Consider the following 24,290-nt stretch of genomic DNA (forward strand, 5'->3'; position numbering starts at 1 on the left):
TAACCAAATTCATTTAAACTATCACTTATTAAAAGTCTTTTTAAAAGTGGGGTGAGATCACCATACATGAATTCAATTACAAATAATACGATGCTGGTCAAGAAAATGAACCAAGAGTTTGTCCGGAAGGCTCTCAAAACGATGAAGCAGGGAACAAAGTCTATGGTAGCACAAGCAACAGGTTTGAGTGTAGCAACTTGCGGTAACATTCTTAATGAGTTGCTGGATACCGGCGAGCTGCTGGAGTTGGGTATTGAGGAATCAAGCGGTGGCCGTCCGGCCAGATTGTACCGGTATAACGAAAACTTCTTTTATATTGCCTGCATTATTGTTAGAGCTGGAGTAAAGAACCGTTCGCTCACTCATACAGTCGTCAACCTAGCAGGAGAGACAATTGCAGAAGGTTACCAGGAAAACGATAGGGTGGATCCTGCATTGATCGATCATCTGGTTGATCAGCTCATAGGACAATTCCCGCAAATTCGAGCTGTTGCTATTGGGGTGCCGGGTGCTGTTCATCAGGGGGTCATTAATCTCAGCGACATCAAGGAACTGATTAATGTTCCGCTGGAGGCTTACATTCGTGAAAAGCATGAGGTAGAAGTCATTTTGGAGAACGACATGAATCTGACCGTTTACGGGTTCTACCAGAAGCAGGAATATGATGAAGAAAAAACGGTTGCGGTTGCGACATTTATTGAAGGCAGTTTCCCTGGAGCAGGTATGTTGGTTGATGGACGTATCCATAGAGGCAGCTCTCATTTTGCGGGTGAAATCGCCTTTTTACCGTTAGGAATGACCCATGAAGAGCAATTCCGGCAGTTGCATGATCGAACCACTTTTCATTCTCTGGCAGGCCGTACCCTATCCAGCTTGATTGCAGTAATGAACCCAGAGATGATTGCTCTGACGGGGAGTTTGGTAGAGCACGCTGATGTGCATCTCATCCGTCAGGAATGCCTGAAGTATATTCCGGAGATGCATATGCCACAGATTACGCTGCTCGAGGATCCGGAGGAGGTGTACATGTACGGATTAATTACAATGACATTGGAAAGCCTGACCTATTCGCTGCAGCTAGTAGAGAAACGGAGGTGAAACGAAGCTGATGACAACGGCTTATCGCCAGAGTCCCCGACTTGTCCGCAACATCTTGTTCCTTCTCTTTGCTCTGCCAGGACTGTCCTTTGCTTCATGGATATCCCTTACACCTGCTATTCGGGATTTACTTCATGTCTCTACTGCCGAGATGGGCATTATTATGTTCGCGGCCGCAGCGGGATCCATCATTGGTCTGCTTGCGGCAGGTTCAGTCGTCGCACGAAAAGGTGCACGTCTTGTCATAGTAGGCAGTTCTTTAATGATTGTGATTGGACTTGTGGCCATCGGAATCGGTTCGGCTATGACGATGATGTCTGTTGTTATAGGCGGACTGATCGTTTTTGGCTGCGGTTTCGGTGCGGCGGAGGTCGCACTAAATGTGGAAGGTTCTGCTATTGAAAAGGCATTGAATCGAACGCTCTTACCATCCTTTCATGGCTTTTTTAGTGTAGGAACACTCATTGGTGCGGCAATCGGTGCAGGGGCTATGGCCATTCAAATCCCGATCATGGCTCATTTCTCGATCCTCGCGTTGTTGATTACCGTCACTTTATTTTATTGCTATCGTTACCTGCCAAAGGATACAGGAAAGGAACTTGTGGATGGCGCAGCTCAGAGGAGCTCGGCTGTTAAGCAGCAGTTAGAGGTATGGAAAGAGAAGCGTACCATGTTAATTGGGTTTATGGTTTTGGGAATGGCATTTGCCGAGGGGGCCGCCAATGATTGGCTGCCGTTGATCATGGTAGATGGTTACGGGGTTAGCTCGCTGGCAGGTTCATTTGTCTATGGCTTGTTTGTTGCAGCGATGACCCTGGGACGTTTTACTGGCGGATGGGTCATGGATCGTTATGGAAGGGTGTGGGTCTTATCGGGCTGCGCCATTGCGGCCATTCTCGGATTACTGCTTGTGATCTGGGGGCAGCATTATTTTGTCGCTTCGGTAGGCGTCGTCTTATGGGGGCTTGGAGCTTCACTAGGTTTTCCCGTGGGGTTGTCGGCGGCAGGAGATGAACCTCAAGGTGCTGCTGCAAGAGTTGGTGCCGTAGCTACGACGGGCTACATCGCAGCTCTGGTGGGCCCGCCTCTATTGGGCTTCCTTGGAGAGCATTTTGGATTATTGCGTGCACTGATTGTTGTACTTATTGGCATGGTCATATCAGCTTCTCTGACCAGATCAGCTAAACCAATATAATTTCAAAATACTTCATATTATGAATGAGAGAGGATCGGGATTATTAATGAAAACAGAAAAACAAAAGATGCTGGATGGAGAACTATATATGGCTTGGGACCCTGAATTGACACGTGAGCGGGCATATGCCAGACGGATGACGCGCATGTACAACCAGACTACCGAAATGGATGATGAACTACGAGTAAGGTTACTTAAAGACCTGCTAGGATCAACAGGAAATAACCTTGGTATGGAGCCGAACATTCGTTTTGACTATGGATACAATATTCATGTTGGTGAGCACTTCTATGCAAACTTTGACTGTACCATTCTTGATGTGTGCGAGGTTCGAATTGGCGATAACTGTATGTTCGGACCAGGTGTACACGTATATACGGCTACACACCCTGTAGATCCTTATGAAAGAATCAAGGGTCCAGAATATGCCAAGCCAGTAACGATTGGTAACAATGTATGGGTTGGCGGACGAGCAGTAATTAATCCAGGTGTAACTATTGGCAATAATGTGGTTATCGCCTCTGGAGCCGTGGTGACTAAAGATATTCCGGACAACATGATTGTTGGTGGTAATCCAGCGAAAGTGATAAAAGAAATTGAACTAAAATCATAGTGATTCAGCAAAAAGGATTGACACACGTATGTCTGCTGTTACTGGAGAGGAATTACGATAGGCTTTCAATCGTTTAAAACAAACGGTACGCTCCAAAGCACTAGCTGCAGGGGCTCCTTTATTTTATCTATATTGAAGGTGTGAAGTTTCTTATTCAAATTTCTATCACAGTGGCCCACTCAATTGAGTGGGTCAGTTTTCAATTATGGATTGGAAGTAAAACAGAACAGGAAGAACAGCTTTGCAGATGATCCTAGATTTCACGTGTACGGACACCCTTCGCATACAAGGTGATGATCTGGTTATCGTACTCCCTCGCAACGATTTTCTTGTGTTCTTCCCGTCATTCTTCTCATAACCAAGATGATAGCCAATTTCAACCTCCGGTATCCCATGGATCGTTTCCGCGGACGAATTGTTGTAGGCTCTAATAGAAATAATGTATATAATCAATCGTAGGCAAAAAAAGCAGAAGATCAACAGGGCGGTGAAGCAAGATGTTGAAGCAGCATAGTATGATTAGAAAAATTACTGTGCAAATGACGGTGATCCTGACGATTCTGTTAGCAACCCTTATATTGAGTAATTTTTATTCTTTGGAGGTCGTACGAAAAAATCAGATTGCAAGCTCCAAGAACACGTTGGCGATTTTTATTAACAGTATTCAAAATAGCTTGAATAATACATCTAGGGATTTGTTAGAGGTGTTTGATACCCAGATTAATAGCATTAGTACGTTTGGAACAAAGGATGAGAGCCAGAAGTATTTTGAAGCGATCAGACTGCAGGAGATTTTGGCTTCGAAGGTGTCTAATACTAGCGGAAGTGACGGATTGTTTATTTCAGTTCCGAATGAGGACTTTTTATTAGCCTCCTTCAGTAACCGAATGTATTCAAAGGAAGGCCTGTTTTTGACTGACTTTCTAAAAGCGTATGACTTTGATGCCAAGAATGTAACGGGCGGGGCAGAGTGGATGCCTGTCGAAGTGAATGGCGTTGCTTATTTATTGAAATCAATTACTTATTCTAATGTGATTTTTGGAGCCGTCATAAAGACGGATACGCTAATGTCTGCCCTAAAGAAAAATGCAAATGAACAGAACTTATTTTACCTAACCGATAAGTCGGACCGCATGCTTTCGACAACGAACCCAGTCGATCTTTCGAAGGAGAAACAAAACCTTACCTTTACCTCCAAGCATTTTTTCGTTACCGAGCAGATTCCTGAATTCGGAAGATTAACGAACGTTGTCGCAAGTCGAAATGTTTTCTATGGCTTGGAATGGATTCAATGGCTTATTATTTTTTTAAGTATGTTAGCAGTCGTCATCACGTCGATTATTTTCAGATTTTTTGCAAAGGATTTGATTCAACCCATATTAGAGCTTGTAAAAGGCGCAAAAGAAGTGGAAAAAGGCAACTGGGACTACCCGTTTTCCAACAAAGCCTCCTCAATCGAGTTTGCACGGTTGTCCAATTCCTTCTCCTCGATGATACGCGAGATTAAGACGTTGAAAATCAACACCTACGAAGAGAAGCTTGAGCGGAATAAAACGGAATTAAAATATTTGCAGATGCAAATAAGGCCCCATTTTTTCTTGAATGCAATAACGACCATTTCAAGCCTCACCTACCATAACAAGAATGAGGAGATACGACTGATCATTAGCCATTTATCCGAGCATTTGCGTTACATGTTTAGAGGAGGTTTGGTTCAGGTTCAGATTCAAGAGGAAATGAAGCATGTCGAAAACTACATCCAGATGCAAGAAATGAGATATCCGAATCAAATATTTTACATGGCGGACATCGATCGGGAATTGCAAGCTTTTCCGCTGCCGCAGTATTTGATTCAAACCTTTGTGGAGAACACGTTTAAGCATGCTTTAGCGCATAAAGAAATGCTGTCTATTTTTATCAAAGTGGATAGCGTTCTCACAAATGGCCAGCCTTTCCTTCGGGTAGTAATAGAAGATAATGGAGAGGGTTTTCCCGAAGAAATGATGGAAGAAGTAAATTTTTCGGATTTGCAGCAAAGCGGAACGGGGGAAAAAGTGGGAATCAGCAACATCCAAAGAACCCTAAAACTTTTATACAAACGGGACAGGCTGTTAACGCTATCCAATATACAGCCATCCGGTGCCAAGGTGGAAATCGTGATTCCTATGGAAGACGCAGGGTAAACTCCATACAAAGGGGATGAAACAGATGCAATGTTTATTAATTGACGATGATATCCCGACAGTAAACGTCTTGAACGATTTTGTAGACTGGGATGCATTCGGCATTTCCAAAATCACAACCGCTCACAATATATCCGATGCGAAATTGCTATTTGAACAGAGTATCCCTGACATTATCATATGTGATATTGAAATGCCAAAGGGTACCGGGCTCGATATGATCAAATGGGTAAGAGAGCATAAATACGACTGCGGCTTTATTTTCTTTACCTGTCATGAAAGCTTTGATTTTGCCTCCACAGCCATTTCGTTTAATGCGGATGCGTATGTCATTAAGCCCTTCGATAAAGATAAACTGGAGACGTCTCTAATAAAGGCGATAGATGTCATCAAGCAAAGAAGGGAACTCAATGCATACAGCAAATACGGACAGGCATGGTTGAAAAATCGTGATCTTGTTGAGCAGGGCTTCTGGAGAGACATTATGTTTGCGACGATACCTCCCCGACTCGATGTGATTCAGTCCGAAATGCGGAAAAGGGATTTGGACATCCATTTAGAGGAACGTTATCTGCTTGTGATTACCTGCGTCAGCAAAAACGATATGGAGATCGAATGGAACGATAACACGTTCAAATATGCCCTGCATAACTTATGTTCGGATATATGGTTTGGGACGACCGATCACTCCCAAATCGTCACTTACAAAATGGAGGATGTTTTTTACAGCGCTTTAATTATACCTGAGCTGGAATCCATCGATGTGGCAAAGGAGAAATGCAATAAACTCATTAAACAATGCAGGAAGCTATTCCGCTGCACGGCTACTTCCTATATTTCAGAAGGGAATGCCATATTCCAAATCGCCGAAGCTAAAATAAGGCTAGAGGAAATGGATAAAAAGAACATCATTTATAAAGGTGAAGTTCATGATGGCAAGGAGCGTTTTATTCCTTCCTACTCTGAACCTTATTCGCTCGATGTTGCTCTAATGAATACGTTGTTTATTCAAGGAGAAAGAGTGAAGATCGTTCATTTGTTGAAAAAGGAACTAGAGCTGCTTGCGTCTCTAAATAAACTGGATGTGAATACAATACGTGCCATACACCAGGATTTCGTACAGGTTGTCTATGCCCTATTGTATAAAAACAATATTCAGGCTCATAAATTATTTTCGGATGAGGTCGCCCAGCAATTGGCTCAAAGCTCGAATGGCAGTGTATTTGAATTCATGAAGTGGGCAAATTATGTAACGAATACAACGATTGATTTTCTAAAGCTGATCATAGCTTCTGAAGGTGTCGTTGAAAAGGCAAAAAGATTCATCCAAGAGCATTACGATCAGGATTTAAATCGGGAAGATATAGCAGCAGTCGTGTTTTTAACGCCGGACTATTTAGCTAAACGCTTTAAACTGGAAACAGGCTTGTCGGTCAAGGAGTATTTGAATGAGTACCGGGTAAAGGTTGCACAAGAAATGCTTACCCATAGTAAGGAAAGTATTAGCCATATTGCGACCCAAACGGGATTTGACAGTCTGTCCTATTTCTCCACTGTATTTAAAAAAGTAACAGGCGACACTCCGAATGCGTTTCGGGCTAAATATAACGTACTGAGGATTTAACATCCGAAAAAATAATCAACGGCAACTAGGTTACCCAGAAGAGGTGGCGAAGTTGCTGTTTTTTTATCGAGTAAAGAAGATGGATGGGATTCAAATCATAAGCAGAGTGCTTATTTTTTAAAAAAGAGCACGGATTTATTAAAGTTTTGAAAGTGGATTGAAGTTAAGATAAAGAAGATTCATTATTCGAATGGAGGCAGAACAAATGAGCACAAAGAGGGGAATCACTGCACTGCTTTTGTCCGTAACCTTAATCGGTTCGTCGTTAACCGCGTGCGGCACAGAATCCGCGAACGAAACGACTAAAGAGGCTGCTGGAAAGGTTGAAAAAGTGGTATTCGCACTCCCGTCATTTAACCGAATTCCTGACGATCTTAGCCGCGTAACGGAAGCTATTAATAAGATTACGAAGGAAAAGATTAATGTAGAGGTTGAATTGAAATTGTATGGACCAGCTGATTATAGTCAGAAAGTAAACCTGGCGCTGCAAAGCGGTGAGCAGTTGGACATCTTTACAGGCTTCGAGCAGTTCGCGAATTTTGCATCGAAAAAGCAGCTTTATCCGATGAATGATCTTCTACAGCAATATGGGAAGGAAATGAAAGGAATTCTAGATAAGGATTTCGGTGATGATCTCCTTGAAGCTACAACGATTGATGGTCAAATTTACGGGATTCCCGCAAATAAAGGGATGGCGCTTCCAACTAATTTGGTCTACAACTCCGATATGATGTCGGAAATTGGCGTGTCCGCTGACGATATCCAATCGGTAAAGGATCTGCCGGCGGTATTTGATGCCTTGCAAGAAAAGCTTCCTGATGTCGTTCCTTTCGGACCCATCAATGTCAGCCCTAGTGATACGGGCTTGGTGAGGCTGTTAAGGGGAACGCATAAAGTCGACTTTCTGACGGACAGTACGGGTGTCGGTGTCGTCATCGGAAATGACGGCAAGGTGCGGAATTTTTACGAAACAGATGAATTTAAAGCTGGCGCTTCAATGATGAGAGACTGGTACAACAAAGGGTACTTGCAGAAGGATGCGGCAACCGCTTCAAGTCCATTTTCTGAAATTATATCCTCAGGCCGCGGGTTCGCCTTTATGGGAGGGTATAGCGGCATGGCCCTTGCACAAGCACTTAGCGCACAAACGGGAAAGAATCTGGAGACAAAACGCATTGCACCCTTCTATTTCGATACGATTGCAGTCAATGCTGTTGTTTGGATGGTCTCCAGCAGGAGTAAAGTTCCAGATGCTTCCATGAAGTTTTTAAACTTATTATATACGGATGCTGAACTTATTAACACGCTGCTGTATGGCATTGAAGGCGAGGATTATGTGAAGGTTGATGAGCATCATGTCAAGTTCCCAGAAGGAAAAAATGCTTCTACGGTTGCTTACACCGCGTATTTGAGTTCTGGAATTGTTGGTTCGGAGTCTCTTCAGTATCAGCTTGAGGGTGCAGATTGGTCAGATATTGAGCTGAAGCTGAAAGAAAATAAAGAGACGGAAAGATCTCCGTATTTTGGATTTATTTTCGACCAAAACAGTGTGAAAACTCAAATGACCTCTATTAACAATGTCGTCAATCAATACCTTCCTGGGTTGGTTACCGGATCGCTTGACCCAGAAACGACGATACCAAAATTCACAGAAGCGCTGAACAATGCTGGCGCGGAAGCCATTATCAAGGCGAAACAGGAACAGCTTGACGCGTGGCTGGCGAACAAGAAGCAATAAAACAAGTAAGATGTCCAAGGTGGAGCTTATAGCAGGCTGCAAGCTCCACCTTAGACAAAAGGAGACATGTTGATGAACGCTACGGTTGCAAAACGCCGGGAATTAAAAAAGATGATGCCGCTGCTGCTTCTTGCGGCCCCAGGTCTGCTTTATTTGCTCATTAATAATTATATTCCGATGCTGGGAATCTTTATTGGGTTCAAAGAAGTAGATTTTACGAAAGGGATATTTGGCAGCGATTGGGTTGGGTTCGATAATTTTAAGTTTCTCTTTAATACAAGCGATGCCTTCATCATGACAAGAAATACGATTTTATATAACGTAGCTTTTATTGTTTTAGGCACGATCTGTTCGGTTTTTATAGCTTTGCTCATGTCTGAGCTGTTAACGAAGGTATACTCGAAGTTTTTCCAGTCCGGTCTAGTACTCCCGAATCTGATATCTATGGTGGTGCTGTCTTATCTCGTATTTGCTTTTCTTAATTCGGATAGCGGATTTATTAATCTTTCCATTTTGCGTCCGTTGGGACTTCCGGAAATCAGCTGGTATTCGGAGGCCAAATATTGGCCCTATATATTAGTTATCATTCAATTGTGGAAATCTGCGGGCTACGGCTCAATCGTTTATTTTGCATTTATCGCTGGCATCGATAAGAGCATTTATGAAGCTGCGAAGATCGATGGCGCAGGCAAACTGAAGCAAATTTTCAATATAACGCTGCCTTTGCTGAAACCAACGATCATTATACTAGGACTCCTTTCGGTTGGGAGAATCTTTAATTCTGATTTTGGCCTGTTCTATCAAGTGCCGATGAATGCAGGCGCCTTGTACAGCACCACACAGACGATCGATACGTATGTGTACCGTGCTCTCATTCAATTAAATGATATTGGAATGTCCGCAGCAGCCGGTCTCTATCAGTCGTTAGTTGGTTTCATTCTTGTGTTGATTGTGAATGCGATTGTCAGAAAAGTAAATGCTGACAATGCTTTATTTTAGGGGGTAAATACGTTGATACAAACAAGAGGGGAACGGACCTTTGCCCATTTCTCAGCCATCGTTATGTCTTTGATCACCTTAGCGGCTTTTTTACCCTTTATTTTAATTTTCGTGGCTTCTTTTACGGAAGAGTCGGCCTTGATCAGCAACGGATACAGCTACTTTCCGGAAAAATGGAGCCTGGATGCCTATGTGTACATGTACACAACCGCTTCAACTTTTGTGAGAGCCTACGGTGTATCCTTCTTCGTCACCATTGTCGGGACCGCTGTCAGCACGATTCTGACCGCCATGCTTGCCTATCCGATGGCAAGAAGAGACTTTAAGCTTCATAATGTTTTGGCCTTTATTGTCTTTTTCACGATGCTGTTTAGCGGTGGAGTAGTCCCTAGCTATATGATGTGGACGAAATTTTTTCATATTAAGGATTCAATGTGGGCGTTAATCGTGCCTAGCTATCTGATAAGCGGTTTTAACGTTCTGCTCGTTCGCAACTATTATAAAAATAATGTGCCTGTGGATTTGATCGAATCGGCACAAATCGACGGCGCTTCCGAGCTGAAAACCTTTTACAGAATTATGCTTCCATTATCCATTCCGGTTTTGGTGACAATCGGTTTGTTTACAGCCTTGACGTACTGGAATGATTGGATCAATGCCTTGTATTATATAACGAAGCCTCAATACTATGGCGTTCAAAATCTTTTGATTCAGTTAATGAACAATATTCAATTTTTAAAGTCTGACCAGGCGAGCAGTATGATTGGTGCCGGCGCCGTAGAGCTTCCCAGCACGGCAGTTCGGATGGCAATGGCTGTTATTGGCATTTTGCCGATTTTAGTTGTCCTTCCCTTCCTTCAGAAGTATTTGACTAAAGGCGTCGTAATTGGAGCAGTAAAAGGATAATGAGAGGAAAGTCAAAGGATAGATAAAGGAGAGAAGAAAATGAAGGTACAAGAAGTAATAGACACGGTTATATTCGATACTTGCGGCGAACGGAAATTGGAGAAATCAGGGGATCTATTAATGAGCGGCGATCCTAATATGGAAGTGACGGGTATTGTCACGAGCTTTATGGCTACCGTCGATGTGATCAGAAAGGCGATTGCGCATGGCGCGAACATGATCATTACCCACGAGCCCACCTTCTATACGGGGAAGGATGAAATCGCATGGCTGGAACATGACCCCGTTTATCTGGCAAAGAAGAAGCTCATCGAAGATAGCAAGATCGCGATTTGGAGATTTCATGATCATATGCATATGGGACATACAGACCGAATCTATGATGGCCTATTGAAGGATATCGGTTGGGAGGAGCAAATGATCGAAAAGAACCAGCCGCATACGTACGAGATCGCTCAAACTACGCTGGGAGAACTGGCTGATTTTTTCAAGCAAAAGCTAAATATGTCGGTCATCCAAATCGTGGGCGATCCCGCAATGCCGTGTTCAAGAATTGGCATACTCGTCGGCGGTGGAAGCTTGGGACTTGGCAGAGAACAAATGCCGATAGAGCTTATGCGGGATAAAAATCTTGATGTGATGGTGTGTGGAGAAATTGTGGAATGGACGCTGTGTGCCTATGTTAATGATGCCAAGATGCTTGGTCTAAATAAAGCCATGCTGGTAATCGGACATGAACGAAGCGAGGAGTCCGGCATGAAGCATATGGCGCAGTGGCTGCAGCCTTTGGTCGAAGGTATTCCAGTCTCCTTTATCGATGCTGAAGAGCCCTTTATCTACTTGTAAGAGGTAAAGTCCTATAGAGGAGGAGCTTGTTTGTTTCATTTTCAAGATAAACTTGTATTCCCAGATAAGAAGAATGATGTTCTAACCGTTGGAGAGCTGCTAATCGACATGATGTCTGAGACTTATGACGATAACGAGAATAATATGAACTACCACAAGCTGTTCGGCGGATCGCCTTCTAATATCGCGATGAATGTTAAGCGCTTAGGGTTCCATTCCATCGTCGCTTCGGCGGTAGGGGAAGACGATTTGGGGTCATTTTTGATAAACCGGTTGAAAAGCGCGGATATGGATACACGGTGCGTTCAGCGAAATGATTATTCGACGAGTATGGTTGTGGTGACGAAAAGCAAATCAACGCCTATACCTATTTTTTATAGAGGGGCGGACTCCCATTTAGCTTTTACTTCTACCCTTGAGGAAGCCTTATTGCATTCCAAAATTGTTCACTTCTCTTGTTGGCCGATCTCTACGGCACCGGTTCGTCAAACCATTGAAAAAGTGATTGAAATAGCAAAGAAAAATCATATCCTGATCGGCTTTGATCCCAACTACCACCCTATGATCTGGCAAAAGGGCGAGGATGGGGTTCAATATGTGAAGTCGATCATCCATAAAGTTGATATTATCAAGCCATCCGAGGATGATGCGGAAAGACTGTTCGGAAAGGATTCGCATGAGAATCAAATCGCAAAGCAATATAGGAGAACTTGATATGACCGTGAAAAATCAAGTACAGTTAATTACATATCCAGATTCAATGGGAGGTGATCTGAAAGCGCTTCATCATATGCTGACGAAACATTTCTCCGACGTTTTTAAAGGAGGGGTTCATATTGTACCTCCTTTTCCGTCATCGGGCGACAGAGGGTTTGCGCCATTAACCTATCTGGAGATCGATCCTGCCTTCGGGAGCTGGGATGATATCAGAGCCATCGGTGAAGAATTTGATGTATTGGTAGATTTAATGGTCAATCACATCTCAAGACAATCTGAATACTTCCAAGACTTTCTGGAAAAGGGCAGAAACTCGCAATACGCCGATTTGTTTATCACTTTAGATAAGATATGGGAAGACGGGGAGCCGGTACAAGCAAATATTGATAAAATGTTTTTGCGGAGACCGCTGCCGTACTCTACCTTTACAATTCATGAATCCGGCCAAGAAGAGCGAGTATGGACGACCTTTGGAAAATCGGACCCATCTGAGCAAATTGATTTAGACATTAATTCGTTGAAGGTAAAAGCTTTGCTAACCGAGTTTTTTACTAACTTCAAGAAACAAAACATAAAGATTGTAAGGCTTGATGCAGTCGGATATATGATCAAAAAGCTGGGGACAAGCTGCTTCTTCGTGGAACCGGAAATCTATGCGTTTCTAGATTGGATCATGGAGCTTGCTGAATCGCTTGACATCGAATTGCTGCCCGAGGTCCATTCCCATTACACGATTCAATACAAACTGGCGGAGCGTGGGTACTGGATATATGATTTTATATTGCCCTACATCGTACTTGACACCTTGATAAATAAAACAAGCAGCTCACTTCGCCGCTACCTCATATCAAGGCCAGCCAAGCAGTTCACCATGCTGGATTGCCATGACGGGATTCCCGTCAAGCCGGATTTAGACGATCTGATTGATACCCAAATGGCGAGGGCAGTTGTGGATGAATGCTTAGCTAGAGGCTCGAACCTGAGCCTGATCTTGTCGGATGAGCACAAAGCCGCAGACGGTTTCGACGTCCATCAAATCAGATGCTCGTATTATTCGGTCCTCAATTGCGATGATGATGCCTATTTAGCGGCAAGAGCGATTCAATTTTTTGTGCCAGGTATCCCTCAAGTTTATTATGTCGGACTGCTCGCGGGCGAAAACGATATTAAAAGCGTGTTCCGGACCGGAGAAGGCCGTGAAATTAATCGCCATAATTATACCGTTCAAGAAATGGAAGCCTCTCTGGAACAAGAGGTGGTTCAGCGGCTGCTAAAGCTCATCAGATTCAGAAATGAGTACGACGCTTTTAACGGAGAATTTAACGTCTTGGATTCGGCAAACGATGAAGTTTGCTTGGAATGGAAGAAGGATAATAAGCAATGCACGTTGTTTATTAATCTGAGGACGAGTAAGTCAGTGATTCATTATATGGATAATGGCGGGTTTACCGTTGAATACGACGTGTAATGATGATGAAAATAGATTGGGGATATGAACAATGGCAATGATGCAGGTTCATTTTTATTCAAAATCGCTGAGAAGAGAAGTCACTTTTAATGCGCTGATTCCATTAGACAAGTTTGAAATACCGGGTCAAGCGATAGCGGAGAAAAAAACGATGAAGGCACTCTATTTATTGAATGGTTATTCGGGAAGCTGCATGGACTGGATTAGCTACACAAGAATTAGGGAGCTATCCAATAACCATCAAATCGCGGTGTTCATGCCATCCGGAGAAAATCATTTTTATGTGGATGACCCGAGCAAAGGTGAATTGTTCGGAGAATATGTCGGCAATGAGCTGGTCGCCTTTACACGAGAAATGTTCCCTTTGTCGGTAAGAAGAGAGGATACCTTTATTGGCGGTTTATCCATGGGCGGCTACGGTGCGATCCGCAATGGCTTGAAGTATGCCGGGAATTTCAGCAAAATTATGGCGTTCTCCTCTGCCATTTTACCCTATCAAATTGCGGGAGCTGCGGAGGATTATCGGGATGGAGTAGCCGATTACAACTATTTTACACGGGTATTCGGCGACTTAAATCAACTGCTAGGGAGCGATAAAGATCCGGAAGCGCTGATTTTAAACCTAAAAAGAAGCAACGAGGAGATTCCTCGTATTTATATGGCTTGCGGTACCGAGGATTTTCTACTCGACGTCAATCAGAAGTTCCATAACTTTCTGGTTTCTGAAAATGTTGAAATCTCGTATACGGAAAGCCCTGGTGCCCATACGTGGGACTTTTGGAATGTTTACCTCGAAAAAGCTATTCTTTGGGCGCTGGATGATGAAAAATAACGGTAGATGTACGTTAGACGTAAAGCTCGATGGGTAAAGTGATTTCCATAAAACAGCGGCAGTCTAGGATTCGTTCTCATCCATGGCTGCCGCTGTCCTATTTTTTTCGTCATTCGAACGTCGATACTCACTCGGCGAAGCACCATGCCAGCGCTTGAACTGCCGGCTAAAATGCGAAATATCGCGGTAGCCGAGAATCGCGGAAATTTGGCTGATTGACATTTGCGGATCGTTAAGCAGCACCTTCGCCTCATGCAGCATCTCCTTTGAGAGAAACACGCGCGGCGATATTTCAAAAACCTTCCTAAACACGCGGTTGCAGTGGGAGACACTGATGCCAAGCTCGGCCGCAATGTCGTCAATGCCGTAATGCTGGTTAACTGCAGCAGCATCCTGCTTGAATTGCTGGTAGATAAGTCCCTGCAGCTTGTCGCGAATTTGATGAGCCAGCTGGACTTTCTCATAGGAGACAGAAGAGTGGAGGTCGGCTTCCGCAGAAAGGGCTTCCCAGAGCTGGCCGAATAGCTCAAAAACAGCGGATTGAAGCCGCATCCGTTCCGTAAGCTTAACTGCGGAATGTTCAGCGAGCTGGCTGGACATTTCGATAACTTTATTGAGAGCGGGCCTTAATTGCTGGACGACATTGCTGTCGGTATCAAAAAGGACAGAATCGAGCCGACTTAATAAGGATAAAAACATGCGATCATCGATGTCAAAATGCAGGCAAAAATAAGTGAACGGCTTGCCGTTCCCGCTTTTACTGGCGTGAGAGGCGCCTGGCTGAAGGAACATGAGAGCCCCAGCCTGCTGGATATAAGGACGGTCATTGACGATAAACAATTGCTCGCCCTCAAGCACGTAATTGATTTCATATTGGGGATGGGTATGCACAGGGTAATCCCATTGTCCGCTTACTTTGCGCAAATGCATGCCAAACAGGTTTATCGTTGTTTTGACATCGGGAACAATAGCTTCGCTAATGCATTGCCCCAGTATAGGCGGTATAAAAGTGGCTGCCATCATGCAACGCCTCCGTTCCATTCCTCGCAAATTTCCATGCTAGGCTTAACTACGAGTATAGCGCATTTAGCCCGATTTGGGTAAATAATTGATTGATTTGACAATGGCTTCGACTCAACCCAACGTGCTAGGATAAAAATAAATCATGCAAACGCTTTATTTTCATTTTAGATAACGGTTAAGAAGGGGTAAAAACATTGGCTAATCAAAATAAATTTTATAATGTTCAGCACTCTCCCATCGGAGCTTTTTCGAGCTTCACCTTGGGCTTCAAGGGAAAGAAGGGCGGACTTGCCTCAGAGCTAGGGAAGCCAGCCGATCAGAACATATATATAGGGATGCAGGCAAGAGATGGAAGCGTTTATGAGGCCTTGCCGTTTTTTGAAGCGGCCGCTGACGAAAGCTCCAGATATGATGTGGAAAAAGTAGAGCCAAGCGATAAGGATCAGCAGGCGACAGCTAAGCTGAGAGCATTTAATGACGATCAAATCTCGCGAACGCTCGGCGCAGGTACAGATACATGGCAGGCGGGCGATGTAATGCTGCGTATTTATTCTCCTGTCCGCTCGGTACCAGATCCGGCAACAGCCAGCCCAGAGGAGCTGAAGCAAGCGATCGTTCCTGCTGTTTTCGCTGAATTGACACTGGACAACAGCAAAGGATCTGCGTCCAGAAGAGGCTTTATTGGGTATGAAGGCAGCGATCCCTACAGTGCGATGCGCAGACTGGGCGATACGAGCGGAGGGCAATTTGAAGGCATCGGGCAAGGCCGCTTGACCGCTATCGCTTGCGATGCGGACGATGTTCAGAGTGCGCTGGGATTTACGATGGAGAAGATTTTGGATGAGCGCTATGAGCATAACTATGCATTTGGCTTGGGCGGAACCGGAGCCATTCTAATGGAGGTGCCGCCGGGCGAGACGCGCACGTACAAGTTTGCGATTTGCTTCTATCGCGATGGCATTGTCACAACAGGCATTGAAGCCTCCTATGCATACACCCGTTATTTTAAAAATATCAACAGCGTGGCTGCGTACGCCTTGGAGCATTTTCAGGAGCTGACTCTCTCTTGTCAGCACGCAGATCAATGGATTAATGATTCCAAGCTTTCGGTCGATCAAAAGTTTATGCTCTCGCACGCTATTCACAGCTATTACGGAAGCACCCAAATGCTGGACCATGACGGCAAAGCGCTATGGATCGTGAATGAAGGCGAATATCGGATGATGAATACGCTGGATTTAACGGTGGATCAGCTGTTTTTTGAATTGATCATGAATCCTTGGACGGTAAGAAACGAATTGGAGCTGTTCGTAGAAAGGTACAGCTACGAGGATCAGGTGACGTTTCCTGGTGAACAGGAGCCATTTGCCGGCGGTATAACGTTCACCCATGATGTCGGCGTGGCGAATATTTTTTCACGTCCGCAATATTCGGCGTATGAGCTGGCGGGGCTGGACGACTGCTTCTCTTATATGTCCCATGAAGAGCTGGTCAATTGGCTTTGTACGGCGCTTGTATATATGGAGCAAACGAAGGATGCGGAGTTTACGGCAAACATGCTGCCGGTCATCCGCTCCTGCTTTGAGAGCATGCTGAACCGGGATCATCCGGTAAGGGAGCAGCGTAACGGACTCATGGCGCTGGACAGCACGCGTACGCAGGGCGGGGCCGAAATTTCCACCTATGACAGTCTGGACACCTCTTTGGGCCAGTCCCGCAACAATATTTATATGGCGGGAAAATGCTGGGCCGCTTACGTGGCGCTCGAGCGCCTGTTCCAAGCAGAAGGCTTGCTAGAATTGTCGGCAGAGGCTGGCGGTCAAGCAGATAAATGTGCGGCGTCCATTACAGCTGCATTGACAGATGAAGGCTATATACCGGCTATTATCGGTGAAAATAATCACTCGCGCATCATTCCTGCGATTGAAGGGCTGGTTTTTCCGCTGTTTACGGGCTGCAAGGAGGCCCTTGATCCAAATGGCAGATTCGCAGACTATTTGAGCAGTCTTCACCTTCATTTGAAAACGGTGCTTGTGCCTGGCGTATGCCTATTTGACGACGGAGCGTGGAAATTATCTTCGACAAGCAATAATTCATGGCTTAGCAAAATTTATTTATGCCAATTTATTGCTCGGGAAATTATGGATATGCCGTGGGAGGAGAGCGGTCAGCTTGCCGATTCGGCTCATGTCGATTGGCTGCTGCATCCTGAATTGTCCTATTGGTGCTGGAGCGACCAGGTATTGTCCGGTCAAATTGTAGGCAGCAAATATTACCCCCGCGGCGTGACCGCCATTTTGTGGCTATATGAGAAGTCGGCTGACTATTCGCTTGTCAAAAGCAGCTAACGCAAATTCAAACAATAAGGCGAGGTGCTAAAAAGATGAATGAGACTGCAAGGAAACATAAGTCAGCGGAAAGCGGCTATCATGCTTGGCTAAGCTATAACAAGGCTTTGCCAGGTGCGCAATTGGAGCAGTATCGGCAGTGGGGCGGCGCAATCGTTTCCTTGGAAGAACAGGAGACGATTCAGGCTGCGGCGGCTGAACTAAAGCTCGGCCTGGAAGCTATGCTGGGCCATTCCGTGTCAGCCGCTGCCGAGCAGGGGCAGCGTTATATCTCGCTCGGAACGTTTGATTCCTTAAATGTGCGCTATCCAAGCTTGTTTAGCGAAAAAGATATTCAGGCTGCAAAAGCGGAAGGGTTCGTTATTCGCACAAGTTTTGCTCATTCCTGTCTAGCAATCGGTGCTGCATCTCCAGCAGGTGTGCTTTATGGCGTATTTCATTTGCTGAGACTTATAGGTACAGGCGCGGCAATCGATGAGCTTGAGCTCGTCAGCGCTCCGGTAAACGGACTGCGGATGATTAATCATTGGGATAATTTCGACGGCAGCATTGAGCGTGGTTATGCCGGAAGCTCTTTTTTGTATCAAAATAATCGTTTTACGGAGGATCAGGAGCGGCTGCGCGATTACGCGAGAATGATGGCTTCGGTGGGCATTAATGCGATTGCGATTAACAATGTCAATGTTCATCAGGAGGAGACGCTGTTTATTACGCCGACCTACCTGCCGCAAGTGGCGAAGCTCGCTGATATTTTTCGAGTTTACGGCATTCGCTTGTACCTCAGCATCAATTTCGCGAGTCCGATTCAGATCGGCGGGCTTGCGACGGCTGATCCGCTGGATCAGAATGTGCAAGCCTGGTGGAGCAATAAAGCTTCGGAAATTTACGCAGCCATACCGGATTTTGGCGGTTTTCTGGTTAAAGCCGATTCTGAAAATCGTCCGGGTCCCTTTACGTATGACCGCGACCATGCAGAGGGAGCCAATATGCTGGCAGAAGCGCTGGAGCCGCATGGCGGCATCGTCATTTGGCGCTGCTTTGTTTACAACTGCAAGCAGGATTGGCGTGACCGCACGACCGACCGTGCGCGGGCGGCGTATGACCATTTTAAACCGCTGGATGGAAAATTTAACGATAATGTCGTGCTGCAAATTAAGAACGGTCCGCTTGATTTTCAGGTCAGAGAGCCTGTATCGCCGCTCTTTGGCGCACTTGCACATACGAATCAGTTAATTGAATTTCAAATTACACAGGAGTATACAGGGCAGCAGCGGCATCTGTGTTATCTTGTTCCTCAATGGAAGGAAATTTTGGAGTTTAATACGTATGCAGGTGGTAAGCAGGCTCCGGTCAAGCGTGTAGTGGACGGCTCCTTGTGGGGCAACTCGATAAACGGGATGGCAGCCGTCACTAATGTAGGAGCAGACTCAAACTGGAGCGGGCATTTGCTGGCTCAAGTTAATTTGTATGGCTACGGCAGGCTGGCATGGAACCCGGATTTAACGGCTGAACAAATTGCGAGTGAGTGGATACAGCTTACCCTAACTTTGGATACAGCCGTTCATGATGTCGCTCGCGGACTGCTGATGGATTCGTGGAGCATTTATGAGTCGTATACCGCACCGCTTGGCATTGGCTGGATGGTCAATCCGAACCATCATTACGGTCCTAACGTCGATGGTTATGAATATTCGCCGTGGGGAACGTATCATTTTGCAGACAACAAAGGATTAGGCGTTGACCGTACGGTGCAGACCGGGACCGGATACACTGCGCAATATATGGGGGCGAATGCGGAAGTCTATAATTCGCTGGAGCATTGTCCGGATGAGCTGCTGCTATTTTTTCATCATGTTCCGTATACACATGTCCTTCATTCCGGAAAGACGGTCATTCAGCATATATATGATACTCATTTTGAAGGGGTGGAGCGGGCGGCGCAATTGCGGGCAGCTTGGAGCACCCTAGAGGGGCAGTTAGAGGAAGGGCTGTACTTGCAGGTAGAGGAGCGTTTGCGGGAGCAGGCTCGGCATGCTGAGGAATGGCGGGATCAAATCAATACGTACTTCTGGCGCAAAAGCGGCATAGAAGATGAGCATCACCGCAAAATCTATTAACCTAAATGCTCGGTTGCGAATGAAATTGATTTGTACGGCATTTTTCGTTATGCTAATTCTGCATGAAAGGTGGCCGCGATGAACATTACCATTGGACATGTGATGAAAGATTTGAAAGCAGACCTAGAGGTCCCTGCTTCTACCGTTGATAGATTGCTCTTTGGGCAAGAGCATACCGTAGTCAAAGGGATTGTTACAGCCTTTTCAGCCTCGCAATTTATTATTGAGCGGGCGTCTGCTTTGGGCGCCAATTTAATCGTATCGCACGAGGGGATTTTTTATAGCCACCATAAGGCCGGAGATTGGCATCGCAACGATGCTGTTGTAGAGGCCAAAGCGGCTGCTATTGAACAAGCAGATGTCGGCATTTTTCGCTTTCATGATTATATGCATCGCTACCAGCCGGACCCTGTCATGATCGGATTGCTGCGTAAGCTCGGTTGGGTCGCTGCCGAAATGCAAGCAACAGGGGCCATTGTGGACATACCAGCCATGCAGCTGGGAGATGTAGCCGAATATTTGAAGAGCAGGCTGCACATTCCCTATGTGCGGGTCGCAGGCGAATCCACGATGATGTGCAAACGTGTAGGGGTTTTGGTAGGGTACAGTGGGGGCGGAAGCTCGGCGATCCCCTTGCTCCAGCAAGAAAATGTGGATTTAATTATAGCTGGCGAAGGACCTGAGTGGGAAACGCCAGAATATATAAGGGATGCGCTGCACCAAGGGCACAGCAAAGCTTTAATTATGCTCGGACATGCCGAGAGCGAAGCGCCGGGGATGGAATATTTAGCTGAATGGCTAACGGAGAAGTATCCGAAGCTTCCGGTTTATTTTTTGGCAGATGACCCTGTATTCCGAGTGTTCTAACAGAGTGAATAGTTCATTACCTTCAAATACTGCTTTGCTACTAGGGGAACTTTATGAAGTTCCTATTAGGGCAGAGCAGTTTTTTTAAAATATAGGAAAGGATATGCTTCTCCATCCTTTCTCTATATTTCTGGGACTGAAACGCGCCGCGCCGTTAAAGGACGGCGACAGCCGTTTACGCTTGTGCTAAGAGGGCTCAACTTGCGTAGGGAAAGCTGCAAATTTTTTATAAATATTTAAAGCATCGAATCGATATCGTGAAAACGGCATCTATTTCGATGCTTTTTTGTTTAATCACAACAACTGAATTTTATATTTCATGGAACGATTATTTATTATGCTAAATTCTCAGGACATGTCCCTAGTTTTCTAGCAAGCTCATCTTTCCCTGTTAGCACCTCGGTCATAATGCCTGCTCCAAGTCGAAATCCGTAAGTAAAGGTTGAAGTAAGCTCCATTGTATGAGTTTGAGCATACAAGTCCAGTAGCGCTTCCAGTTGTGAAAATTCTTCATCGGTATGCTGCTTCCTCCACGTTTCTAATGCTTCAGCTATTTTTTGATTCATTTGTATATATGTCGCATCCCTCAGTATTCTTTTTTCTATGGGACGCAGATCTCCATGATAAAGTTCTTCTAAAAGGCTTCTCATAGTATTCCTCCTTAGAACAAGATAAAACTTCCTATTGGTACGCATATGAGTACCGAATTTGAAATTGTTATATGGTACGTTAATGCGTATAGTCAAGAAGAGTTTATAGGATGATGGTGATTAAGAATGGCTAAGAGAGTAGTTGTGAAAATAGAGAAGTTAACCAAGGGGCGCAAAATCTCCCTTCGTGAATTATCGCGTTTATCCGATGTTCGCCATGCCGCATTAAGCGAGCTGGCTAATGGGAAGCGTGAGAGTATTAGCTTTGCCCATATCGAGCGAATTGCGGAAGCACTGAACATAAGAGATATTCGTGAAATTATTGATATAATGGACACAGAGGAATAATGTCATAATATTAGGGATATTTTATTGATTAAATCGCTTCCGCTGGAGCGGTTTTTTATTTTGAAATAAGGAAAGGCACAAATGATGATGGCGTTGGGTGATGAGAATGTATACATCAACTTGATTTTACAGTGATAGTACGGATTATCTCCTGGGACAAACAGATATTGCGAAGCTGAAGGATGGGAAACGGCCATGAGCACATTATTTAAGCGACTTCATCTCTTGCTGAGCAGCAAAGATCGCAATCAACAGGAGGATTATTTTACAGAGATTTTTGCGGAGGTGTTTGAAAAAGAAGGGCTGCTGCAAGATTTTTTATATCAACTAACAACGATTCATGTAGCTTCAACGAATATTCATGAAATCACTACTCAGAAAACATATGGGAAGCAGATCGACCATGTAACCGATAGCAGGCCTGACATGATGATACGTTTTGCAGAGGGCAAACAATCTCATATTATTTTTATTGAGAATAAGCTAGGCACTGGTGAGGGAGATCAGCAGTTGAAGCGTTATGCAGATCATTTGCGCAATTATGAGGCTGATGGCTGCCGTACGCATCTTATTTACATAACGAAAGCTTACGACCCCAAGCGAGAGACGGATATTTTACAAAATGGCAATCAGGCGACCTTTCATCAAATCCGTTGGTTTCAAGTTTATAACTGGCTGCAAACGCAGCGCAGCGAGCTTATTGATATAATTTTAGCGTATATGGAGGAGATCGGGTTGAATGACAGCAGGCGTTTTCTGCCGCAGGATATGTATGTGATTCAAAACATGGAGCGAATCGTTCGAATGATGGACGCATGTCTGGACGGTCCAGTGGAGCATGCGATAACTAAGCTTTTTAACCGCTCGACCTCATGGACAAACCGGTTCGTACAATTGAAGGAAGAATATCGCTATATGAAACAAAATGACCAAGGAAATTTCAGTGCGATTAACTATGGATTTCATCAGTCGGAAGAGGACTATCCGCTTATTTCTATTATGTTTCAAGTGAATCCTAAATGCCCTAATCGACCAGCCTTTATACAAGCCATGAAAGCTTTTTTAGAGAAAAATGAAGGCTGGTCTTCGCAAGATATCGACGATCATACCGCATGGTCAATGATTTATTACGACAAGAGCCTGCTGCAATTTTTATCAACAGATGATCATATCGAAAGTATTCAGGCATTTTTCATTGAACGATTGAATGAGCTGTACAAGCTAAAGCAGCAAACTCCGGAATTGGAGTGGAAATCCAAAGGCAGCGGAGCTGCTGACTAACAGAAGATACGGAAGATACTCGGTGCACTTATACCGACTTCATCATAATTGTCGCGCCATGGGACAAATCCGGCTGGAGCCGAAGCTCATTTTTTAAAGGAATCGACGATATTAAGTGAATTTCTGCCAGCCGATGCTGCTTAGCCAGCCGAAGCACGACGGTATGCTTTTTGCCCAAAATAAACGAGCATTGCTTCCTGACTGTTCAAATAATAGAGGAAACGATTGACCACGGCTGGATGGAGGGGACGAAGCAGCTGATCCGGAAGATTGATGGGCTTAGGATTGAACAGCTCAAGAAAAGAGCCATCCTGCAAATAAATAAGTGCATTATGTGTTTTGGAAGGATCAGTGCGGTAGGTTACGGTGAAACCGAGCTGTTGAAAGTTTTTCACAGCCAGCTGCAGCTGCCTAGTTTTGATTAAGACATGTCCGATCGCGAAGCGGTTCATGTTGTTTTCCTCCTCTTATGTATTTTTTCCTAGAACCGTACTCCATCCCGCATATAAAAAAGGAATCAACAGCTGCATATATTCCAGCGCTTCCTCGCGGCTCATTTGCGAAGCTACGATTTCCAGCACCTGCTCATAGCTTTGCTTAACAAGAATAGCAAGATGGCGAGGCGGAGGGCTTTGCGCCAGCAGTTTCATTTGCACCATTTTTTCAAGGTAGGCTTGGGTAGAGGTAAGGTCGAGCTCGATTAAGGAATCGACATAGTTTTCCCACGCAGAGCCCGCTGAACGATTGATTAATAAATTAAACACCTCGAATCGGTTGAAAATGAAGTCTACGACTTGAAGCAAGCTATCGCTAGACTCTGCAAATTCCTCTATTTTGTTATGTAGCTCCAGCATCCTCATTTGAAAGTGAGCCAGCTTCTCGAAATGGTGCTTGATCTCATCGGCAGTAGGACCGACTAAAGCGGCGAATAGCGCGTTTTTATCGGGAAAATAGCGGTAAATGGCGCCTGTAGTCATTCCCGCCTTCTGGGCGATCGTGCGCATATTTGCGTAGCCCCACAAAATATGTTAAATTAGAAGGACTAACGTAAAGGGGGGTGAGGTAGGTGAATCACGAATTGGTCAATAACCGAATTAGCCAGCTGCCGATTGCTATGGCTGGCATTATGCATGCATTTTCCGCGAACGGGATCAGTCTGTCCATTTTTAATCATACGGATATACCATTCGCGAGAAGACGCCTACCTTAACCACAACGGATTGCTTTGCTATTCGAAGGGTCGCGGGCTTGTTGCTGCGGCTCTTTTTGAATTGTAGGAAAGTTAGTGATGTTTCTATCCTTTCTCTATAATTCTCGGAATGAAACGCGCTGCATCGCCAGAGGACGGCGACAGCCGTTTCACCTTGAATTCTAAGCATTTATAAGTTTCATCCTTATATTCGCTTAGAATTCTAAGGCAAAGCTCTTCGCTCGTCC

22 protein-coding genes are annotated in these 24,290 nt (G+C 44.9%); 18 read left to right on the forward strand and 4 right to left on the reverse strand.

Annotated elements, in window-relative coordinates; all coding sequences use genetic code 11:
* Nucleotides 1-66: 66 nt before the first annotated feature.
* The 12 genes from MHB80_RS11420 to MHB80_RS11475 all read left to right on the forward strand — a co-directional run bounded on the left by MHB80_RS11420 (nt 67) and on the right by MHB80_RS11475 (nt 14,219).
* A complete protein-coding gene (locus MHB80_RS11420) occupies nt 67-1,098 on the forward strand; it encodes an ROK family protein (protein ID WP_341282245.1) in 1,032 nt (343 codons plus the stop codon).
* A 10-nt stretch (nt 1,099-1,108) separates the two neighbouring features.
* The gene (locus MHB80_RS11425; RefSeq protein WP_341282246.1) at nt 1,109-2,293 is read left to right on the forward strand and encodes an MFS transporter; all 1,185 of its coding nucleotides are present in this window, start codon (nt 1,109-1,111) and stop codon (nt 2,291-2,293) included.
* Nucleotides 2,294-2,339: 46 nt separating this feature from the next.
* Nucleotides 2,340-2,906, forward strand: coding sequence for a sugar O-acetyltransferase (locus MHB80_RS11430; RefSeq protein WP_341282247.1), 567 nt, complete (start codon nt 2,340-2,342; stop codon nt 2,904-2,906).
* 497 nt (nt 2,907-3,403) lie between these two features.
* Nucleotides 3,404-5,089, forward strand: a complete 1,686-nt coding sequence (locus tag MHB80_RS11435) for a histidine kinase (protein ID WP_341282248.1) — start codon at nt 3,404-3,406, stop codon at nt 5,087-5,089.
* 25 nt (nt 5,090-5,114) lie between these two features.
* The gene (locus tag MHB80_RS11440; RefSeq protein ID WP_341282249.1) at nt 5,115-6,713 is read left to right on the forward strand and encodes a helix-turn-helix domain-containing protein; all 1,599 of its coding nucleotides are present in this window, start codon (nt 5,115-5,117) and stop codon (nt 6,711-6,713) included.
* Between the two features lie 205 nt (nt 6,714-6,918).
* A complete protein-coding gene (locus tag MHB80_RS11445; protein WP_341282250.1) occupies nt 6,919-8,451 on the forward strand; it encodes an ABC transporter substrate-binding protein in 1,533 nt (510 codons plus the stop codon).
* A 72-nt stretch (nt 8,452-8,523) separates the two neighbouring features.
* Complete coding sequence (locus tag MHB80_RS11450; protein ID WP_341282251.1) at nt 8,524-9,450, forward strand: ABC transporter permease subunit; 927 nt, start codon at nt 8,524-8,526, stop codon at nt 9,448-9,450.
* Between the two features lie 12 nt (nt 9,451-9,462).
* A complete protein-coding gene (locus MHB80_RS11455; protein WP_341282252.1) occupies nt 9,463-10,356 on the forward strand; it encodes a carbohydrate ABC transporter permease in 894 nt (297 codons plus the stop codon).
* Nucleotides 10,357-10,395: 39 nt separating this feature from the next.
* Nucleotides 10,396-11,202 carry a Nif3-like dinuclear metal center hexameric protein gene (locus MHB80_RS11460; RefSeq protein WP_341282253.1) on the forward strand — a complete coding sequence of 269 codons (807 nt, stop codon included), beginning with the start codon at nt 10,396-10,398 and terminating at the stop codon, nt 11,200-11,202.
* Between the two features lie 30 nt (nt 11,203-11,232).
* Nucleotides 11,233-11,916, forward strand: coding sequence for a PfkB family carbohydrate kinase (locus MHB80_RS11465; RefSeq protein WP_341282254.1), 684 nt, complete (start codon nt 11,233-11,235; stop codon nt 11,914-11,916).
* A gap of 1 nt (nt 11,917) precedes the next feature.
* Nucleotides 11,918-13,387, forward strand: coding sequence for a sucrose phosphorylase (gene gtfA, locus MHB80_RS11470; RefSeq protein WP_341282255.1), 1,470 nt, complete (start codon nt 11,918-11,920; stop codon nt 13,385-13,387).
* A gap of 31 nt (nt 13,388-13,418) precedes the next feature.
* Nucleotides 13,419-14,219, forward strand: a complete 801-nt coding sequence (locus MHB80_RS11475) for an alpha/beta hydrolase-fold protein (protein WP_341282256.1) — start codon at nt 13,419-13,421, stop codon at nt 14,217-14,219.
* A 63-nt stretch (nt 14,220-14,282) separates the two neighbouring features.
* Here the strand turns inward: MHB80_RS11475 and MHB80_RS11480 are convergent, their stop codons facing one another.
* The gene (locus MHB80_RS11480; protein ID WP_341282257.1) at nt 14,283-15,242 is read right to left on the reverse strand and encodes an AraC family transcriptional regulator; all 960 of its coding nucleotides are present in this window, start codon (nt 15,240-15,242) and stop codon (nt 14,283-14,285) included.
* Between the two features lie 194 nt (nt 15,243-15,436).
* On the opposite strand from MHB80_RS11480, the gene MHB80_RS11485 reads away from it, so the two are divergent.
* The 3 genes from MHB80_RS11485 (at nt 15,437) to MHB80_RS11495 (ending at nt 20,574) form a co-directional block, all read left to right on the forward strand.
* Entirely contained in the window at nt 15,437-17,590 is a 2,154-nt protein-coding gene (locus MHB80_RS11485; protein WP_341282258.1) for a glycoside hydrolase family 52 protein, read from the forward strand.
* Nucleotides 17,591-17,625: 35 nt separating this feature from the next.
* Nucleotides 17,626-19,707 carry an alpha-glucuronidase family glycosyl hydrolase gene (locus MHB80_RS11490; RefSeq protein ID WP_341282259.1) on the forward strand — a complete coding sequence of 694 codons (2,082 nt, stop codon included), beginning with the start codon at nt 17,626-17,628 and terminating at the stop codon, nt 19,705-19,707.
* Nucleotides 19,708-19,785: 78 nt separating this feature from the next.
* Complete coding sequence (locus tag MHB80_RS11495; protein ID WP_341282260.1) at nt 19,786-20,574, forward strand: Nif3-like dinuclear metal center hexameric protein; 789 nt, start codon at nt 19,786-19,788, stop codon at nt 20,572-20,574.
* Between the two features lie 335 nt (nt 20,575-20,909).
* Here MHB80_RS11495 and MHB80_RS11500 read toward each other — a convergent pair whose 3' ends face one another.
* Nucleotides 20,910-21,224, reverse strand: coding sequence for a DUF6809 family protein (locus MHB80_RS11500; RefSeq protein WP_341282261.1), 315 nt, complete (start codon nt 21,222-21,224; stop codon nt 20,910-20,912).
* Nucleotides 21,225-21,350: 126 nt separating this feature from the next.
* On the opposite strand from MHB80_RS11500, the gene MHB80_RS11505 reads away from it, so the two are divergent.
* Nucleotides 21,351-21,572 carry a helix-turn-helix transcriptional regulator gene (locus MHB80_RS11505; protein WP_341282262.1) on the forward strand — a complete coding sequence of 74 codons (222 nt, stop codon included), beginning with the start codon at nt 21,351-21,353 and terminating at the stop codon, nt 21,570-21,572.
* A gap of 195 nt (nt 21,573-21,767) precedes the next feature.
* Nucleotides 21,768-22,853, forward strand: coding sequence for a PD-(D/E)XK nuclease family protein (locus MHB80_RS11510; RefSeq protein WP_341282263.1), 1,086 nt, complete (start codon nt 21,768-21,770; stop codon nt 22,851-22,853).
* A gap of 140 nt (nt 22,854-22,993) precedes the next feature.
* Here MHB80_RS11510 and MHB80_RS11515 read toward each other — a convergent pair whose 3' ends face one another.
* Nucleotides 22,994-23,305, reverse strand: a complete 312-nt coding sequence (locus MHB80_RS11515; RefSeq protein ID WP_341282264.1) for a VOC family protein — start codon at nt 23,303-23,305, stop codon at nt 22,994-22,996.
* Between the two features lie 15 nt (nt 23,306-23,320).
* Nucleotides 23,321-23,857, reverse strand: coding sequence for a helix-turn-helix domain-containing protein (locus tag MHB80_RS11520; protein WP_341282265.1), 537 nt, complete (start codon nt 23,855-23,857; stop codon nt 23,321-23,323).
* Between the two features lie 62 nt (nt 23,858-23,919).
* Here MHB80_RS11520 and MHB80_RS11525 point away from each other — a divergent pair, with 62 nt between their 5' ends.
* Entirely contained in the window at nt 23,920-24,063 is a 144-nt protein-coding gene (locus MHB80_RS11525; protein WP_341282266.1) for an RAxF-45 family protein, read from the forward strand.
* Nucleotides 24,064-24,290: the final 227 nt, after the last annotated feature.

Source organism: Paenibacillus sp. FSL H8-0537 (assembly GCF_038051995.1).
Lineage (GTDB): Bacteria > Bacillota > Bacilli > Paenibacillales > Paenibacillaceae > Pristimantibacillus.

Bases quoted from the DNA above. Each gene is read 5' to 3' on its own strand.
- MHB80_RS11420 (WP_341282245.1), top strand. From the start codon at position 67: ATGAATTCAATTACAAATAATACGATGCTGGTCAAGAAAATGAACCAA.
- MHB80_RS11425 (WP_341282246.1), top strand. From the start codon at position 1,109: ATGACAACGGCTTATCGCCAGAGTCCCCGACTTGTCCGCAACATCTTG.
- MHB80_RS11430 (WP_341282247.1), top strand. From the start codon at position 2,340: ATGAAAACAGAAAAACAAAAGATGCTGGATGGAGAACTATATATGGCT.
- MHB80_RS11435 (WP_341282248.1), top strand. From the start codon at position 3,404: ATGTTGAAGCAGCATAGTATGATTAGAAAAATTACTGTGCAAATGACG.
- MHB80_RS11440 (WP_341282249.1), top strand. From the start codon at position 5,115: ATGCAATGTTTATTAATTGACGATGATATCCCGACAGTAAACGTCTTG.
- MHB80_RS11445 (WP_341282250.1), top strand. From the start codon at position 6,919: ATGAGCACAAAGAGGGGAATCACTGCACTGCTTTTGTCCGTAACCTTA.
- MHB80_RS11450 (WP_341282251.1), top strand. From the start codon at position 8,524: ATGAACGCTACGGTTGCAAAACGCCGGGAATTAAAAAAGATGATGCCG.
- MHB80_RS11460 (WP_341282253.1), top strand. From the start codon at position 10,396: ATGAAGGTACAAGAAGTAATAGACACGGTTATATTCGATACTTGCGGC.
- gtfA (WP_341282255.1), top strand. From the start codon at position 11,918: ATGACCGTGAAAAATCAAGTACAGTTAATTACATATCCAGATTCAATG.
- MHB80_RS11475 (WP_341282256.1), top strand. From the start codon at position 13,419: ATGGCAATGATGCAGGTTCATTTTTATTCAAAATCGCTGAGAAGAGAA.
- MHB80_RS11480 (WP_341282257.1), bottom strand. From the start codon at position 15,242: ATGATGGCAGCCACTTTTATACCGCCTATACTGGGGCAATGCATTAGC.
- MHB80_RS11490 (WP_341282259.1), top strand. From the start codon at position 17,626: ATGAATGAGACTGCAAGGAAACATAAGTCAGCGGAAAGCGGCTATCAT.
- MHB80_RS11495 (WP_341282260.1), top strand. From the start codon at position 19,786: ATGAACATTACCATTGGACATGTGATGAAAGATTTGAAAGCAGACCTA.
- MHB80_RS11500 (WP_341282261.1), bottom strand. From the start codon at position 21,224: ATGAGAAGCCTTTTAGAAGAACTTTATCATGGAGATCTGCGTCCCATA.
- MHB80_RS11505 (WP_341282262.1), top strand. From the start codon at position 21,351: ATGGCTAAGAGAGTAGTTGTGAAAATAGAGAAGTTAACCAAGGGGCGC.
- MHB80_RS11510 (WP_341282263.1), top strand. From the start codon at position 21,768: ATGAGCACATTATTTAAGCGACTTCATCTCTTGCTGAGCAGCAAAGAT.
- MHB80_RS11515 (WP_341282264.1), bottom strand. From the start codon at position 23,305: ATGAACCGCTTCGCGATCGGACATGTCTTAATCAAAACTAGGCAGCTG.
- MHB80_RS11520 (WP_341282265.1), bottom strand. From the start codon at position 23,857: ATGCGCACGATCGCCCAGAAGGCGGGAATGACTACAGGCGCCATTTAC.